This is a genomic window from Pseudomonas sp. ASL3, from assembly GCF_056680425.1.
The window spans coordinates 2,130,518-2,144,144 of sequence record NZ_CM155281.1; the positions used below are offsets into that span (position 1 = coordinate 2,130,518).

Below are 13,627 nucleotides of genomic sequence, written 5' to 3' on the forward strand. Positions count from 1 at the left end.
TAATAAAAACAATTATTAAGGGCGCCCGGAATGCCGGGTTGCCCGAGGTCACGTACATGTCCAAGCACACTTCCAATGCTGCCGCGGTTCATGGTTCCGCCCCGCTGCAGGTCAGCAAGAGTGACAAGGGAAGTCGCTATTTCCAACTGATGCTGCTGGTGCTGGCGGCGGGTGCGATCTACCCGATCCTGTACCTGCGTCAGGTCTACCAGACCACCATGCTCGACGTGTTCCACATCAACCACAGCGAGCTGGGTTATCTGTACTCGATGCTCGGTACGATCTTCCTGCTCAGCTACTTGCCCAGCGGTTGGCTCGCGGACCGGATCGCGCCGCGGTTTCTGATTTTCTTCTCGCTGGTGGCCACCGGCGCACTCGGCCTGTGGTACTCCACCACGCCGTCGATGACCGGCCTGATGATCATCTTCGGCTGTTGGGGGCTGACCACCGGCCTGACCTTCTGGGCATCAGTCCTCAAGCGGGTGAAGATGATCGCCGAGCATTCCGAACAGGGGCGGTTCTTTGGCATCCTGGACGGCGGTCGGGGACTGGTAGAAGCGCTGCTGGCCACTGTCGCGCTGGGGCTGTTCGCGTTCGCCACCGAGACCCGCGGCGAATCGGTGGCCGAAGGTTTCAAGCACGTGGTCTACCTGTACTCCTTCACTTGTATCGCCATTGGCTGCGTACTGGTGCTGCTCAAGGACCCGAAATCCATCGAGACGAAAACCGCCACCGTCGCCGAGGAAAAACACACCCTGCTCGGCGACCTGGCCACGTTGGTGAAGATTCCTGAACTGTGGCTGGTGACCGCCATCGTGTTCTGCGGTTATCACATCTTCTGGGCCACTTACAGTTTCTCCGATTACTTGCAGGGCAGCGGCATGACCGCGGTCATGGCCGGCACCATCACCACCATCAAACTCTGGATGCGTCCGATCGGTGGTTTTGGCGGCGGTTATCTGGGGGACAAATTCTCCAATATCTCGGTGCTGGTGGTGGCGCTGTTCCTCGCGAGCCTGGGCATGCTCGGCCTGATTGTGTTTCCGTCCCTGAACACCCTGGGGCTGCTGATCGCCACGGTGATATTCATTGGTCTGATGACCTACGCCATTCGGGGCCTGTACTGGGCGATCCTCGATACCTGCAATATTCCTTTGCGTATCACCGGCCTGGCCATCGGGATTGTCTCGGTGGTGGGTTATTTGCCCGATGCCTTTATCCCATTGATCAACGGCTACATCACCGAGCACTTCCCCGGGGCCTTCGGCTACAAGCTGTATTTCGGCTACATCACGTTTGTCGGCCTGCTCGGGACCTGCGCGGCCCTGACGTTGCGCTCCCTGGTCAACAGAAAAACGCTCAACCACAAGGCAGGTGCCTGATATGAAAATCGTCTCCCTTGAAACCCATATCGTCGCCGTACCGCCGCCGCACATCGGTGGCATGTACTGGCTGTTCGTCAAAATCAAAACCGATTGTGGCATCGAGGGCGTGGGCGAGATCTACGCCGCGACCTTCGGCCCCAAGGCCATGCTGCCGATCATCGAGGACGTGTTTGAACGTTACCTGCTCAACCACGACCCGCACCACATCGAGCGTTTTTTCCGGCAGGCCTATTCCAGTGGTTTCACCCAACGTCCGGACCTGACCATGATGGGGGTGGTCAGCGGCCTGGAAATGGCCTGCTGGGACATCATCGGCAAGGCGGCGAACAAACCGGTCTATGAGTTGCTGGGCGGCAAGGTCCACGAGAAACTCCGTTCCTACACCTACCTGTACCCGGTCAACGGCAAGGGTGAGTACGACTACGACGACCCGGACCTGGCCGCCGAGTGTGCGGTGGAAAACATGAATCGCGGCTTCACTGCGGTGAAGTTCGACCCGGCGGGTCCTTACACCGCGTACTCCGGCCACCAGATTTCCATGGCAGTGCTGGAGCGCTGCGAAACCTTCTGCCGCAAGATCCGCGAAGCGGTCGGCGATAAATGCGACCTGCTGTTCGGTACCCACGGGCAGATGGTGCCGTCTTCGGCGATTCGCCTGGCCAAGCGCCTGGAGAAATACGATCCGTTGTGGTTCGAAGAGCCAGTACCGCCGGGGCAGGAAGAGGCCATGGCTCAGGTCGCGGCCAAGACCAGCATTCCGATTGCCACCGGTGAGCGGCTAACCACCAAGTACGAGTTCTTCAAGCTGCTGCAGGCCGGCGGTGCGTCGATCCTGCAGATGAACGTTGCGCGCTGCGGCGGTCTCCTGGAAGCCAAGAAAATCGCCAGCATGGCCGAGGTCTATTACGCACAGATTGCCCCGCACCTCTACAACGGCCCGATCGGTGCCGCCGCGAGTTTCCAGCTGGCAACCTGTACGCCGAATTTCCTGATCCAGGAAAGCATCATGACGTGGGGCGGCTTCCATGCCGAAGTCCTGAGCAAACCGCTGCAATGGGAAGACGGCTACATCATTCCTTCCAGCGAACCGGGCCTCGGGGTGGAACTCAACATGGACGTGGTGCGCAAGCATTCGCCGTACACCGGCGAGCGTCTGCACCTGCAAATGGCGGCTACTCCCGCCGACGTCAAAGACACCTCGCCAGCCAAGGGCTGATGAACCATTCCGCCCGGCAACGGGTGGGGCATGGCACCTCATGCGGGTGCTTTCAAAACGACTTACGCGGTAACCGTGCATGACATACGACTACATCATTGCTGGCGCTGGCGCCGCAGGCTGCATTCTCGCCAATCGGCTGTCCGCTTCGGGGCAATACTCGGTGTTGCTGCTGGAGGCGGGCGGAAAGGACAGCTCACTGTGGTTCAAGATCCCGGTCGGCTTCGCCAAAATGTATTACAACCCGACATTCAACTGGATGTACTACAGCGAGCCGCAAAAGCAGCTGAACAACCGCGCCATCTACGCCCCGCGCGGCAAGGTGCAGGGCGGCTCCGGTTCGATCAACGCGATGATCTATGTGCGCGGCCAAGCCCATGACTTCGAAGACTGGGCGGCCAACGGTAATGACGGCTGGGGCTTCAAGGACGTGCTGCCGTACTTCCGGAAACTGGAAAGCCACCCGCTGGGCGACAGCGAGTACCACGGGGGCAGCGGTCCTATCAGTATCACCGCGATGAAGGGCCACACCCATCCTATCTGTGATGTGTTCCTCAAGGGCTGCGATGAGTTGGGCTACCCGCACAGCGACGATTTCAACGGGCCGAAATTCGAAGGGGCGGGGATCTATGACGTCAACACCCGCAACGGCCAGCGTTGCTCCAGCAGTTTCGCGCACTTGCACCCGGCGCTCAGCCGGCCGAATCTCGCCGTCGAGCACTACGCGCTGGTGGACCGCGTGCTGTTTGATGGCAAGCAAAGGGCGAACGGGATTGCCGTCACCCAACACGGCGTGACGCGCACCTTCACGGCTAACAAGGAAGTAATCCTCTGCGCGGGTGCGGTGGACACGCCGAAGATTCTGCAGCTGTCGGGCGTTGCCGATCAGGCGTTGTTGGCCAGGCACAATATCCCGCTGGTCAAACACCTGCCGGCGGTAGGGCAGAACCTGCAGGATCACCTGTGCGCGAGCTACTACTTCAAGGCCAATATCCCGACCCTGAACGATGAGCTCAGCTCGCTGTTCGGTCAGCTCAAGCTCGGTTTGCAGTACCTGTTGACCCGCAAGGGCGCGCTGGCCATGAGCGTCAATCAGGCCGGTGGTTTCTTCCGTGGCAACGAAGCGCAGGCGCACCCCAACCTGCAGCTGTACTTCAACCCGCTGTCGTATCAGATTCCGAAAAACAACAAGGCCAGTCTCAAGCCCGAGCCGTATTCAGGCTTCCTGCTGTGCTTCAATCCGTGCCGTCCCACTAGCCGCGGTCACATCGAGATCACCTCGAAAAACCCACGGGATGCGGCGTTGATCGACCCGAACTATCTGAGTACTCAGAAGGATATCGATGAGGTCATTCAGGGCAGCCGCCTGATGCGCAAAATCATGCAGGCTCCGGCGCTCAAAGGCATTACGGTGGAAGAGGTACTGCCGGGCCCGGTGGTGGAAAGTGACGCCGACATGCTGCAATACTTCCGCGAAAACAGCGGCTCGATCTACCACCTGTGCGGCTCCTGCGCGATGGGCGCGGATCAGCAGACGTCAGTAGTGGACAAGCGTTTGAAGGTTCACGGTATCAACGGGCTACGCGTTGTCGATGCGTCGATTTTCCCTAACGTGACCTCGGGCAATATCCACGCCGCAGTGCTGATGGTGGCGGAGAAGGGCGCTGATCTGATTTTGCAGGATGCCTGAATCGGTCGATAAGAACCGCTCCTTCGATACCAATATGACCCACCCCTCGCCTTACCGAGTGGTGGGTCATATCGGTTTTCTCAAACGTAATGCCTAGAAGTGATAGGCCGCCTGCAACCAGATGCGATCGCCTTCGCTGCGGTTTTTTACCAGCGTCTCATGTTGCCACTTCATCACCAGGCCAATGGCCTTGGTCTGGTATTTGACGCCAGGACCCACCGCCAGCACCTGTCCCCGGTTGCCGTTTCCCCCGACGCTTATGCCATGTTGTTTATCGTCTTCCACCTGTTTGTACCCGTAGCCATTCACACCCACTTGCCATTCAGGCGTGACGTTATAAGCGATGTTGTAATCAATGTTGATTTCATCGCCAGAGTGGTAGTCGGTGGCACTGTTGGTCTGGTTGAAGAAGTAGAGGATCTTTCCACTGACTTCGACCTTCTCGAATGGATAGGCGGTAAAGGCATACCACGGATCGAACGACCAGATGTTGCGACCGGGGTTGAACAGACGGTCTTTGTCGTACGCGCCGGTGGGGAGGAAAATATCGGTACCGATCATTTGATAGAAACGCGGCGAACTCCAGTTGAGCATGATTGGGACGACCGTAATATCGCCCAGCCCACTCTGCGAATCACTGTGATGCACTTTCCCTCCTGGGGTTTGCACATCGAAGCTGACTTGCCCATCCACCAATGGCACCGCCAGGCGGGTGGCGACGCGGGCACCGAGGAACGACACGCCCTCGTAGGCGTAATCCAACCGCACCGACATGGCTTTGGTTCGAAGGTCGAAGTCCTTGATATTGGCCTTGTCATGCCCGTCACCGTCTTTGGTGGCGTCTGCATGATATTCGGAAAGATAGAGAAACGAAGTCAGGCCATCTGGCGGCATTTTCCCGGAGATGACCGTGTTGACACCCAGTGGGTAAACCGTGCCACCGCCTTCGGTGGCGTGGGTCAAACCGGGCAGTGTGATCAAGCCGGTGCCGATCAGTAATGCCCTCGACGCATTGTTTTTCAGGTTAACCATGCAGGCAGTCTCTTATTGTTTTTATCGTGTGAAGGTCGATGTCGCCACCAACGTCCAGGCGCACTTTTCCGTCGCCCGGACTTGGGTCCAAGGCGGGGAAATTTGAATATCAAAGGAGGCGGCGATGCACGCGTCCGGCGGCCAATATTGACCAGCCGAATCGGGGTGGCGACGATTATTCGTTTTGCTTCTATCGGTTATTGATCAAACCGCAGCACGCTCGGAGCAATGCCAGCGTCGATGCAAGGCTGAGTCGCTCATTCAGAAAACATCTCGAAAAACAGATTTCGCAGCCAGATATTGCCGGCGTCCTGATGCAGTCGTCGGTGCCAGAAGAGGTTGATCTGTGCCGTCGGCAGTTCCACAGGATGGGGGCGGGTAATCAGGTCGAAACGCTTGAGGGTTTGCTGGGCCAGTTTCTCCGTGACCGTCACGATCAAGTCGGTCTCGGCGATGATGTACGGGACGGCGACGAAGTGCGGCAGGGTGAGGCTCACGGTTCGCGGTATGCCGGAGCGCGTCAGCAATTCCTCGACATGCCGGTGGCCCGTGCCCTGGGCAACTACCACGGCATGCTGTGCCGCGCTGAATTGCTCAAGTCCAAACTCGCCCTTGGCCAATGGATGGCCGCGGCGCATCAGGCACACGTACTTCTGATTAAACAATCGCCGCTGATAGAAACCAGCGCCAAGCTGGGGCAGCAAGCCGATTGCCAGGTCGACGTTGCCGCTTTCCATTTCCTCCTTGAGCGTAATCGCGGTATCGCGGACCGTGCTCAGCTGCACGCCCGGTGCTTCGCTCGACAGGCGAGTCATCAACCCCGGGAGCAAATGAATCTCCCCCAGATCGGTCATGGCCAGCCGGAACGCCCGATTGCTTTTGGCCGGTTCGAAACGGTCGTTGTGGTTGATGGTTTCTTGCAGCGTCGCCAAGGCAAAGGAGATCGGCTCGGCAATCGCGTCGGCAAACGAGGTCGGGCGCATGCCCCGCGCCGTCCGCTCGAACAACTCATCCCCCAAGGCTTTGCGCAATCGGCCCAGCGCGTTACTGATCGCAGGTTGCGAGAGGCCCAGTTGTTCAGCCACAACGCCGGTTTTCCGCTCGCGGTACATGTACTGAAAAATCACCAGCAGGTTCAGGTCGATCTCGTTCAGGCGAATCATGGCGATCACTTATTGGTTTTATGAATACTGCTTATTTTTGATATTGGATATCTCAATAACTTAGTTCTGCTTAGAGTCTCGGTCAACACAAATACAACAAGCTGGGTTCCGAGGAGGCACTGTGGAAATCCGGGTACAACCGCTGAATCGCCTGATCAATATCGCCGCTGGCAGTAACTTGCTGGAGGCCTTGCTTCAACATGAAATCCCTATTTCCTATAGCTGCATGTCGGGTCGTTGTGGCACGTGCCGCTGCAAGGTTTTGCACGGGTCCGTGGCGCAATCGGACACCACTCAAGATCAGCCGCCACAACAGGGTGATTACATTCTGGCCTGCCAAAGCACGGTCGAGACTGACTGTGTGATCGAGGTGCCCGAACCCGATGAAGTGGTGATGCATCCCGCCCGCACGCTCAAAGGTGTGGTCACCGCCTTCGATGCACTGGGGCACGATGTGCGCCGCCTGCGGCTCAAGCTCAACAAACCGCTGGACTATTCGCCCGGGCAGTACGTGACGCTGCAATTTTGGCCGCAGGCCGTCCGCTCGTATTCGATGGCCGGGCTGATGACCGACGACGAGGTGGAGTTTCACATTCGTGTAGTGCCCGATGGCCGTGTTACGCCACTGCTGGATGAACGCCTCGGCGTGGGCGCTTCGATAAAGTTGAACGGCCCGCTGGGCGCCTCGTATCTGCGCCGCAAGCACCTCGGCCCGATGCTCTGCGTCGCTGGCGGGACTGGTCTGGCACCCATGTTGTCGGTGATTCGCGGTGCCCTCGAATCCGGTATGCCCAATGAGATCCACCTGTATTTCGGGGCTCGTGCCGAGCGTGACGTCTATGGGCTGGGGTTTCTGCAAGATCTGGCGCGGGACTTTGCCAATTTCCGCTACCACATCGTGCTGAGTGACGTGAGCACGGTCCAGGGCAATCCGTACCTGACGGGCTGGGTCACCGATGCCGTCGCAACGCACTTCCAGCAGCTTGATGGCTGGAAGGTCTACCTCGCCGGACCGCCACCGATGGTGCAGTCAGCGACCGCGTTAGTGACCCGGATGGGCGTGCCGTTCGAGCACATCCATGCCGATGCTTTTTATCCGAGTGGAGTCTGAACATGTCCGCCCTGAACACTTCAACGGCCAGCACCCGCGCGGCCTTCTACAGCCGCCTCGACCAGCAATCCATGGCGCCATTGTGGGAGTCATTGCATGCGTTGGTCCCGTCACAACCGACGACCGACGTGTTACCCACCGTCTGGCGTTATGCGCAGATGCGCCCGTATTTGCTGGAATCCGGACACCTGATCAGCGCGGCTGAAGCCGAGCGCCGGGTGCTGATTCTGGAAAATGAAGGCTTGCGCGGTCAGGCAGCGGTCACCCAGAGCCTGTACGCAGGCCTGCAATTGATTCTGCCCGGCGAGATCGCCCCGGCACATCGGCATGCGCAGTCCGCGCTGCGTCTGGTGCTGGAAGGTGAGGGCGCTTATACCGCTGTCGATGGCGAGCGTATCCCGATGCGCCGTGGCGACTTCATTGTCACCCCGGCGCAGACCTGGCATGACCACGGTCACGACGGCGAGGGCCCCGTAGTCTGGCTCGACGGCCTGGACATTCCGCTGGTGCGTTTTTTCGGTGCCGGTTTTGCCGAAAAAGCTGCCGAATCGATGCAAGTCGTCAGCAAGCCCGAAGGTGATTCCCTGGCCCGTTTCGGTCACAACCTGCTGCCTGTGGATTATCAGGCTCGGCCCGAAACTCCCTCTCGACTGTGCCACTTCCCCTATGCAGCGACGCGGCGGGCATTGACTCAATTGCTACGCGGGGCACCCGACCGCCACTTGGGGCACAAGCTGCGTTTCGTCAATCCGGCCACTGGCCGTTCGCCGATGCCAACCATCGGCACCTATATCCAGGCTTTGCCCGCCGGTTTCGACAGTGCGCCGATTCGTAGCACCGACAGCACCGTCTATTGCTGCCTGGAAGGCGGCGGTGTCGCGCGAGTGAATGATCTGGAAATTCGTTTCGGCGAAAGCGACATCTTCGTCGTGCCGTCCTGGGCCGCGTTGCAACTGCAAGCGACGGTCGAGTGCGTGCTGTTCAGTTATTCCGACCGCCCTGTTCAGGAAGCGCTCGGTTTGTGGAAAGAAGAGAGGAATTAATCTGATGACGTCTTACGTGTTCACCCCTGCCGCCGTGCGCAGCCTGCCGATTATTGATTCCGAGAAGGAATTCGCCGTCCACCGGATCTTCTGTGTCGGCCGCAACTACGCTGCCCATGCACGGGAAATGGGTCGTGACCCCGATCGCGAGCCGCCGTTCTTTTTCATGAAACCCGCTGCGGCGCTGGTGGTCGCCAACCCCACGGCCGTGATCCCGTATCCGCCCAAGACTGACAACTTCCACTACGAAGCCGAGTTAGTGGTGGCCATCGGCAAAGGCGGTCGCAACATTCCGGTCGAACGCGCCCTTGAGCACGTCTATGGCTATGCCGTCGGCCTGGATATGACCCGGCGAGACGTGCAGTTGACCGCTCGCGATCAGGGACGGCCCTGGGAGTTCGGCAAGTCGTTCAGCCAATCGGCACCTATTGGTCCGATTCATCGGGTCAGCCAGATCGGTTTTATCGAGTACGCCAACATCAGCCTGCAGGTCAATGGCTTGACCAGGCAAAACTCCGACATCGCCAAGCTGATCTGGTCGGTCGCCGAATGCATCGCCCATCTGACGGCATTCGACGAACTGACCGAGGGTGACCTGATCATGACCGGCACCCCGGAAGGCGTCGGTGCAGTGGTCCCTGGCGACCTGATGCGGGTCGCTATCGACGGCCTTGGCCATATCGAAGTCAGCGTTGCCTGACGCTGTTGTCGACGGTCCGTTTGCGGGCCGTCACGTCACTTATAAGAAGGAGACTGAGATGAACCTCATCTACGGTAACCCCGCATCCTCTACAGGGCAGACGCCCCAATGGAAGGACGACGGCTCAAGCCGGATTCCGTTCTGGGCCTACACCCGTGACGATATTTACCAGCGTGAGCTGGAGCGTATTTTCTACGGCAAGCATTGGTCCTACGTAGGGCTCGAAGCGGAAATCCCTGAGCACGGCGACTTCAAACGCACCGTGGTTGGCGAACGCTCAGTGATTCTGGTACGTGCCGCCGATGGCAGCGTGCATGTGGTGGAGAACGTCTGCGCTCACCGAGGCGTGAGTTTCTGCCGAGAGAAGTCAGGCAACCGCAAGGATTTCACGTGTCCGTATCACCAGTGGAATTACGACCTGACCGGCAAGCTGCAAGGCGTGCCATTTCGCCGAGGCGTGAAGCAGGACGGTAAGGTCAACGGCGGGATGCCGGCAGACTTCAAACCTGACGATCACGGCCTGACCAAGCTCAAGGTCGCGGTGCGCAACGGCGTGGTCTTCGCCTCGTTCGATCATGACGTCGAACCGCTGGAAGATTACCTGGGGCCGCAAATTGCCGCCTACTTTGACCGCACCTTCAATGGTCGCAAGCTGAAATTGCTCGGCTACAACCGCCAGCGGATTCCCGGTAACTGGAAGCTGATGCAGGAGAACATCAAAGACCCGTATCACCCGGGCCTGCTGCACACCTGGTTCGTGACGTTCGGCCTGTGGCGTGCGGACAACAAATCGCAGTTGGTGATGGACGAGCAGTTCCGCCACGCGGCCATGATTTCCACCCGCGGCGAAGGCGGGAAAAGTGATGTCACCAGCGGCGTCAGCAGCTTCAAGGAAAGCATGGCGCTGCACGATGAGCGCTTTCTCGACGTGGCCTATGAGCCTTGGTGGAACGGCCCGACTGCGGTGCTGATGACGCTGTTTCCCAGCGTGATCATCCAGCAGCAAGTGAACTCGTTGTCGACCAGGCACATTCAGCCCAATGGGCCGCACTCGTTTGACTTCGTGTGGACCCATTTCGGTTTCGAAGACGACACCGAAGAAATGACCCAGCGCCGCCTGCGCCAGGCCAATCTGTTCGGCCCAGCCGGCTTCGTGTCGGCGGACGATGGCGAGGTCATTGAGTTTTCTCAGGAAGGTTTCAACCAGAAGCCCGACCACCGGACGCTGGTCGAGCTGGGTGGTCGCGAGTGCGAGAACACCGATCACATGGTCACCGAAACCCTGATTCGGGGCATGTACCACTACTGGCGCCGGATTATGGAGGTCTGATGTGATGACTGATCAAACAACATTGTTCGCCCTCATCGCGCTGCACGCTGATTACAGCGCAGCCCTGGATTCGGCTGACTGGGATCGCTGGCCGGAGTTCTTCACTGAACAGTGCATCTACAAATTGCAGCCCCGTGAAAACCATGAGCGCGGCTTGCCACTGGCGACGCTGTGTTTCGAAAGCAAAGGCATGCTCAAAGACCGCATCTATGGCATTCGCGAAACCCTGTTTCACGACCCGTACTACCAGCGACATGTGGTCAGCCTGCCGCGCATTCTCGGTGACGACGGCGAGCGCATTCGCGTGGAAACCAACTACGCGGTGTTCCGTACCAAGCCGGACCAGATGAGCAGTGTGTTCAATGTCGGCCGTTATCTGGACACCGTGCTGCGGACACCTGACGGGCTGCGCTTTGAGTCGCGTCTGTGCGTGTTCGACAGCGAGATGATCCCCAACTCGATTATCTACCCCCTCTGAGGTGCGCCATGAATGAAGTCTGGATCAACGTAGCGTCATTTGATGACGTGCCGGATGACGATGTCATCGGGCTGATTGCCGAAGGACGGGATGTGGCGCTGTACAAGGTCGACGGTGAAGTGTTCGCCACCGACAACGCCTGTACCCACGGGCACGCCCGGCTCAGCGACGGTTTTCTCGAAGACGGGCAGATCGAGTGCCCACTGCATCAGGGACGTTTTTGTGTGAAGAGTGGCGAAGCCTTGTGCGCACCACTCATTGAGAACATCCGGATTTATCCAGTGCGCATCGAAGGCGAACGGATTCTGCTCAATCTCGGTTGATCTGGGCGGCAACAACCTACACCCACAATAAAAACAGGTCGTCTAATGAACCACTCCACCGCCGTTGACGTGAGTCAACTGATCGACAGTAACCCCCTCAGTCGCTTTCAAATTATGGTCATTGTGTTGTGCGGCATCGTCGCCATGCTCGATGGCTTCGATACCCAATCCATCGCGTATGTGGCGCCTGCCATCGCCGCGGAATGGAGATTGTCTTCCGCCAGTTTTGGCCCTGTGTTCGGTGCTGGCCTGTTGGGATTGACCTTTGGTGCGTTGATTTTCGGTCCCTTGGCCGACCGTTGCGGACGACGAAAGATCATCCTGATTTCGACGATACTGTTCGCCCTGTTTGCCTTGCTCACAGTGACTGCCAATTCCCTCGGCCAACTGCTGGCACTGCGCTTTTTGACGGGTATCGGTCTGGGCGGAGCCATGCCGAACCTGATCGCCCTGACCTCCGAATACTCCCCCAAGCGCCTGCGCGCGACCATGGTCACCGTGATGTTTGCCGGCTTCCCCTTGGGTTCGATGTTCGGTGGTTTCGCCAGTGCGCAGATGATCCCGGCCTGGGGTTGGCGCTCGGTGTTTTATCTGGGGGGCGGTCTGCCTTTGGTGGTGTTTCCATTGCTGCTGTGTTTGTTACCAGAATCGATCCGTTTCCTGACGGCCAAAGGCAATCAGGACGCCAAGGTTGGCAACATCTTGCGCCGCCTGGTGCCGGGTAACGATTTTGCCGCTAACACCCGGTTTTACTTGCCGGAGATCAAACCGACTGGCTTCGCCGTGGGCCATCTGTTCAAGCAAGGGCGTGCCTCGATGACGTTGCTGGTGTGGGCGGCATTTTTCATGAACCTGTTGGTGATGTACTTCCTGGTGAACTGGCTACCGTCCCTGCTCAAAGACACGGGCCTACCACTCAAGACCGCCATTCTGGGCACCGCGCTGCTCAACGGTGGCGGAGTAATCGGCAGTTTGATCATCGCTCGCCTGGTCGACCGCTTTAACCCGTTCGCCGTGCTGGCCGTGGCGTACGCAGGGGCCGCGCTGTTTGTCTCGATTTCCGCCATTCAGGGCTTGCCAGCGTACGGCCTGCTCACCGCAGTGTTCTTCGCCGGCTTCGGCATCGTTGGGGCGCAGTTGGGCATCAACGCGGTGGTCGCCGATCTATACCCGACGGCCATTCGCTCGACCGGTATCGGCTGGGCATTGGGCGTCGGCCGGGTGGGTTCGATTCTGGGCCCGATCACCGGTGGCGTGCTGCTCGCCATGGGTTGGGAAGGGCACTCGATCGTAATGATTGCCGCCTTACCTGCGCTGGTGGCGGCGATTGCGGTGGGTTGCCTGGCCTATACCCGTCGGCAGGGGACGCCGATCAAGGCTGAAATCTGATCTGTTCTTTTCAATCAATGCAGCGCCCCCGTTGCGCTCGGAGCCTTTCATGATTCTGTATGACTTTTTTCGCTCGTCGGCTGCTTATCGTGTGCGCATCGCACTGAACCTCAAAGGGTTGAGCGCCGAACGTCGCTTCGTACATTTACGCAAGGGCCAGACCCGCACGCCGGACTACCTGGCAATCAACCCTCAAGCGTTGGTACCCAGCCTGGTACTTGATCAAGCAGTGCTGCGCCAATCGTTGGCGATCATCGAGTATCTGGACGAAACCTTTCCCGGCATGCCGCTGCTTCCAGCCGACGCCTCAGGACGTGCGCGCGTACGAAGTCTGTCGCAGTTGATCGCGTGCGACATCCATCCGCTGAACAATCTGCGTGTGCTCAATTATTTGCGCGACACCCTTGGGTTGGACGACGCGGCAGTCAACGCCTGGTGCAAGCGCTGGATTGAAGACGGCTTCAATGCACTGGAAACTTTGCTGGCCAAGGAATCACCTGCGGGTGGTTTTTGCCATGGCGATCAGCCCACATTGGCTGATGTTTGTCTAATGCCGCAGGTGTTCAGCGCCGAGCGTTTTGGCTGCGATCTCGAGACCTGGCCAACCCTCCATGCGATCGCGCAAAAATGTCGTGGCCTCGATGCTTTTGTTCTAGCGGAGCCCGGCAATCAGCCAGATGCGAGTGAGCCGTAGCGGATGAACTCGATAAGAAAATCAATTTCCTCGTCCTGACCAGCCTTGTTACAGAGTCAACAGTAAGTTACAT

The 13,627-nt window shown here is 58.7% G+C and carries 13 protein-coding genes; 11 read left to right on the plus strand and 2 right to left on the minus strand.

All coding sequences use genetic code 11. The features are described 5' to 3' along the window. The first annotated feature begins 56 nt into the window (after positions 1 to 56). The 3 genes from AC1MEE_RS09700 (at position 57) to AC1MEE_RS09710 (ending at position 4,291) form a co-directional block, all read left to right on the plus strand. Positions 57 to 1,382, plus strand: a complete 1,326-nt coding sequence (locus tag AC1MEE_RS09700) for an MFS transporter (protein ID WP_480415125.1) — start codon at positions 57 to 59, stop codon at positions 1,380 to 1,382. A 1-nt stretch (position 1,383) separates the two neighbouring features. Then, positions 1,384 to 2,601, plus strand: coding sequence for a mandelate racemase/muconate lactonizing enzyme family protein (locus AC1MEE_RS09705; RefSeq protein WP_480415126.1), 1,218 nt, complete (start codon positions 1,384 to 1,386; stop codon positions 2,599 to 2,601). Positions 2,602 to 2,680: 79 nt separating this feature from the next. After that, on the plus strand, positions 2,681 to 4,291 hold the full coding sequence (locus AC1MEE_RS09710) for a GMC family oxidoreductase (RefSeq protein WP_480415127.1): 1,611 nt from the start codon (positions 2,681 to 2,683) through the stop codon (positions 4,289 to 4,291). Between the two features lie 93 nt (positions 4,292 to 4,384). On the opposite strand, the gene AC1MEE_RS09715 is transcribed toward AC1MEE_RS09710, so the two are convergent. Together AC1MEE_RS09715 and AC1MEE_RS09720 are read right to left on the minus strand one after the other, a co-directional pair. Further along, entirely contained in the window at positions 4,385 to 5,323 is a 939-nt protein-coding gene (locus AC1MEE_RS09715) for a SphA family protein (RefSeq protein ID WP_480415128.1), read from the minus strand. 257 nt (positions 5,324 to 5,580) lie between these two features. Beyond that, entirely contained in the window at positions 5,581 to 6,486 is a 906-nt protein-coding gene (locus AC1MEE_RS09720; RefSeq protein ID WP_480415130.1) for a LysR family transcriptional regulator, read from the minus strand. Positions 6,487 to 6,607: 121 nt separating this feature from the next. Here AC1MEE_RS09720 and AC1MEE_RS09725 point away from each other — a divergent pair, with 121 nt between their 5' ends. Genes AC1MEE_RS09725 through maiA form a run of 8 tightly spaced genes read left to right on the plus strand, consistent with a single transcriptional unit; the run spans position 6,608 to position 13,554 of the window. Next, on the plus strand, positions 6,608 to 7,597 hold the full coding sequence (locus AC1MEE_RS09725; RefSeq protein ID WP_480415131.1) for a 2Fe-2S iron-sulfur cluster-binding protein: 990 nt from the start codon (positions 6,608 to 6,610) through the stop codon (positions 7,595 to 7,597). A gap of 2 nt (positions 7,598 to 7,599) precedes the next feature. Continuing rightward, positions 7,600 to 8,640, plus strand: coding sequence for a gentisate 1,2-dioxygenase (gene gtdA / locus AC1MEE_RS09730; RefSeq protein ID WP_480415132.1), 1,041 nt, complete (start codon positions 7,600 to 7,602; stop codon positions 8,638 to 8,640). A 4-nt stretch (positions 8,641 to 8,644) separates the two neighbouring features. Then, positions 8,645 to 9,340, plus strand: coding sequence for a fumarylacetoacetate hydrolase family protein (locus AC1MEE_RS09735; RefSeq protein ID WP_480415133.1), 696 nt, complete (start codon positions 8,645 to 8,647; stop codon positions 9,338 to 9,340). A gap of 58 nt (positions 9,341 to 9,398) precedes the next feature. After that, positions 9,399 to 10,670 (plus strand): aromatic ring-hydroxylating dioxygenase subunit alpha, encoded by a 1,272-nt coding sequence (locus AC1MEE_RS09740; protein WP_480415134.1) that lies wholly within the window; start codon positions 9,399 to 9,401, stop codon positions 10,668 to 10,670. A 4-nt stretch (positions 10,671 to 10,674) separates the two neighbouring features. Continuing rightward, positions 10,675 to 11,148, plus strand: coding sequence for an aromatic-ring-hydroxylating dioxygenase subunit beta (locus AC1MEE_RS09745; RefSeq protein WP_480415135.1), 474 nt, complete (start codon positions 10,675 to 10,677; stop codon positions 11,146 to 11,148). A gap of 8 nt (positions 11,149 to 11,156) precedes the next feature. After that, a complete protein-coding gene (locus AC1MEE_RS09750; protein WP_480415136.1) occupies positions 11,157 to 11,471 on the plus strand; it encodes a non-heme iron oxygenase ferredoxin subunit in 315 nt (104 codons plus the stop codon). A 45-nt stretch (positions 11,472 to 11,516) separates the two neighbouring features. Continuing rightward, positions 11,517 to 12,860 (plus strand): MFS transporter, encoded by a 1,344-nt coding sequence (locus AC1MEE_RS09755; protein ID WP_480415137.1) that lies wholly within the window; start codon positions 11,517 to 11,519, stop codon positions 12,858 to 12,860. 49 nt (positions 12,861 to 12,909) lie between these two features. Continuing rightward, positions 12,910 to 13,554 (plus strand): maleylacetoacetate isomerase, encoded by a 645-nt coding sequence (gene maiA / locus AC1MEE_RS09760; protein ID WP_480415138.1) that lies wholly within the window; start codon positions 12,910 to 12,912, stop codon positions 13,552 to 13,554. Positions 13,555 to 13,627 lie beyond the last annotated feature (73 nt).